Origin of the sequence: Saccharopolyspora sp. (assembly GCF_017434145.1) — a bacterium.
Taxonomy (GTDB): Bacteria; Actinomycetota; Actinomycetes; order Mycobacteriales; family Pseudonocardiaceae; genus Saccharopolyspora_C; species Saccharopolyspora_C galaxeae.
On record NZ_JAFRFW010000769.1, the window covers coordinates 1 to 2,272 of the forward strand.

Genomic DNA, 2,272 nt, shown 5'->3' on the forward strand with positions numbered 1-2,272 from the left:
GCCTTCGCCGACCGCGAGGCGTGGTACGGCGATCCGGCCTTCACCGACGTCCCGATGGACGTGCTGCTGTCCGCCGAGTACAACGAGCGGCGGCGCAGCCTGGTGACCGGGTCCGCGAACCACGAATTCCGGCCGGGCGCGGTGGGCGGTCGCGTCCCCCGGGTGCCGGAACGCCCGCCGCAGCAGGAGATTCCGGCCGCGGACGCGGAATGGCTGCGGCAGTTGGGCAACGGGCTGCCGACCGTGGTCGAGCTCAGCAACACCCGCAACGACACCTGCAGCGTTACGGTCGCGGACCGGTACGGGAACATGGTCGCGGCGGTGCCCAGCGGCAGATGGTTGAAGAGTTCCCCGGTCATCCCCGGACTCGGCTTCTCGCTCGGCACCCGCGGGCAGACCATGCACCTCGCGGGCGGCCATCCGAATTCGCTGGAACCGGGCAAGCGACCGCGCACCACGTTGAGCCCGACCGTGGTGCTGCGCGAGGGAAACCCGGTGCTCGCCTTCGGCACCCCGGGCGGGGACCAGCAGGACCAGTACACCCTCGAGTTCTTCCTCGCCGTCATCGATTTCGGCCTGGACCTGCAAGCCGCCGTGGAAGCCCCCACGTTCCGCACCGGCCAAGTGCCGTCCTCGTTCGTCCCGCACGAGTTCCACCCCGGCTTCCTGAGCCTGGAAAGCGGCTGCTCGCAGGAGGTTTTCGACGAACTCCGGCGGCGCGGCCACGTCGCCGAACCGGGGCCCGAATTCTCGATGGGCAAGGTGTGCGCCGTCGGGACCGACTTGCACAACGAGCTGCTGCTCGCCGCAGCCAGCCCGCGCGGGCGCCAGCCCTACGCGGTCTGCCGGTGATCGCGCGACCGATACCGATCCCAGGAGGTACCGATGTCCTCGGACTTGGCGGGCGCGGCCCGCGACGACGCGCAAGCACTGATCGGCGGATTTCACCACGTCGGAGTGCAGACGGCGGAACTCGACAACTCGATCCGCTGGTACCAGGAGTTCTTCGGCTGCGAGGTCTCCTGGACGCTGGAGCAGTTCTCCGAGCTCAGCCACAGCCGGCTGCCGGGGATCACGCGGCTCGCCGAACTGAAGGCGGGATCACTGCGGTTCCACCTGTTCAACGTCGATCCGGAAACCCGCTCGACCGTTCCGGCCAAGGCGGAGCAGTTCCAGCACCTGTGCCTGCAGGCCGCCTCACCGGATGCGCTCGTGCAGTGGCGGGACAAGTGGATGCGGCTTTACCGCTCCGGGCGATTCACCTTCGCCCGGGACGAACCGGCCAGCGGGATCGACACCGATCCCGACGGGATGCAGAGCTTCTACGCCTTCGACGTGAACGGATTGGAATATGAGTTCAGCTTCTTCCCTGGTGAGTGACTGGACTGATGCCGCCGGGGTGGACGTGGCGATCCCCGCCGACGACACCTGGCGGTTCGGTGGCATCCCGTTCGGGCTGGAGCCGCTGTTCCTGCCGCCGCGGTGGATCCGCCCGGACGAGTCCGCGCGGACGTTGCCGGACGACCCGGAGCGGTTGCCGACCGGTACGGCACCGGAGCCTGAAGTGCTCGCCGGGCTGGTGCCCTCGGACGGCGACGAGGTGGACCGGTTGTTCTGGTTCCGGTGGATCACCGGGCACCAGGTGACCTTCCTGCTCTGGCAGTTGCTCGCCGGTGTCATGGCCGACGTGCCGGACGGTTCCGGCGCGGTGCGGCGGGCGCGGCTGTACGTGCGCGGCTATTCCCAGATGCTGCTGTATTCCAGCTCGTGCCCGCGGGATGTCTACGGCCGGGTGATCCGCTCGACGCTGTTCCGGCAGCATCCGAACCTGAGCGGTTCCTGGGCGAGGGACTACCGGCCCGTTCGTGATCTGCTGCGCGGCAAGGTGGACGTGCCCGGGCCCGCGGGCTCGGCGCTGGCGGAGGAGTGCGCGCTCAACGACCGCATCCACAACGGCATCGCGACCAAGTTGGTGCCTTCCGGGGTTTCCCTGCTGCAATCCGCGCAGGGGCACCGCGGGCCGGCGGCCGGCCGCGACATGCTGCGCGCGCTCTACGACGGCACCTTCCTGACGATGCGCGCCTCCGGCACCGACTGGCGCGCGATGGTGACCCAGCTGGTGCGGCGGTTGCAGGCGGTGAATCTCGACGTCGCCGCCAACGGTCTCTACCCGGAGTGGGCGCCGAGCCGCGCCGAAGAGCCGATCGAGCTGCAAGAGCCTCCCGCGGTGCGCTGCAAGGCGGAGCTTCCCGGCACGCTCGCGGAGATCGCC

At 69.6% G+C, this 2,272-nt stretch carries 3 protein-coding genes; all 3 read left to right on the top strand.

Annotated elements, in window-relative coordinates; genetic code table 11:
* Positions 1 to 852 (top strand): gamma-glutamyltransferase (locus IJH84_RS20840; RefSeq protein ID WP_295147927.1); only part of this gene is annotated, 852 nt, incomplete at its 5' end.
* A 33-nt stretch (positions 853 to 885) separates the two neighbouring features.
* Positions 886 to 1,380: a VOC family protein gene (locus IJH84_RS20845; protein WP_295147929.1), complete on the top strand. Its 495-nt coding sequence runs from the start codon at positions 886 to 888 to the stop codon at positions 1,378 to 1,380.
* Positions 1,373 to 2,272, top strand: a 900-nt coding sequence (locus IJH84_RS20850) for a hypothetical protein (protein WP_295147930.1), incomplete at its 3' end; no start/stop codon positions are given. The genes IJH84_RS20845 and IJH84_RS20850, both read left to right, overlap by 8 nt.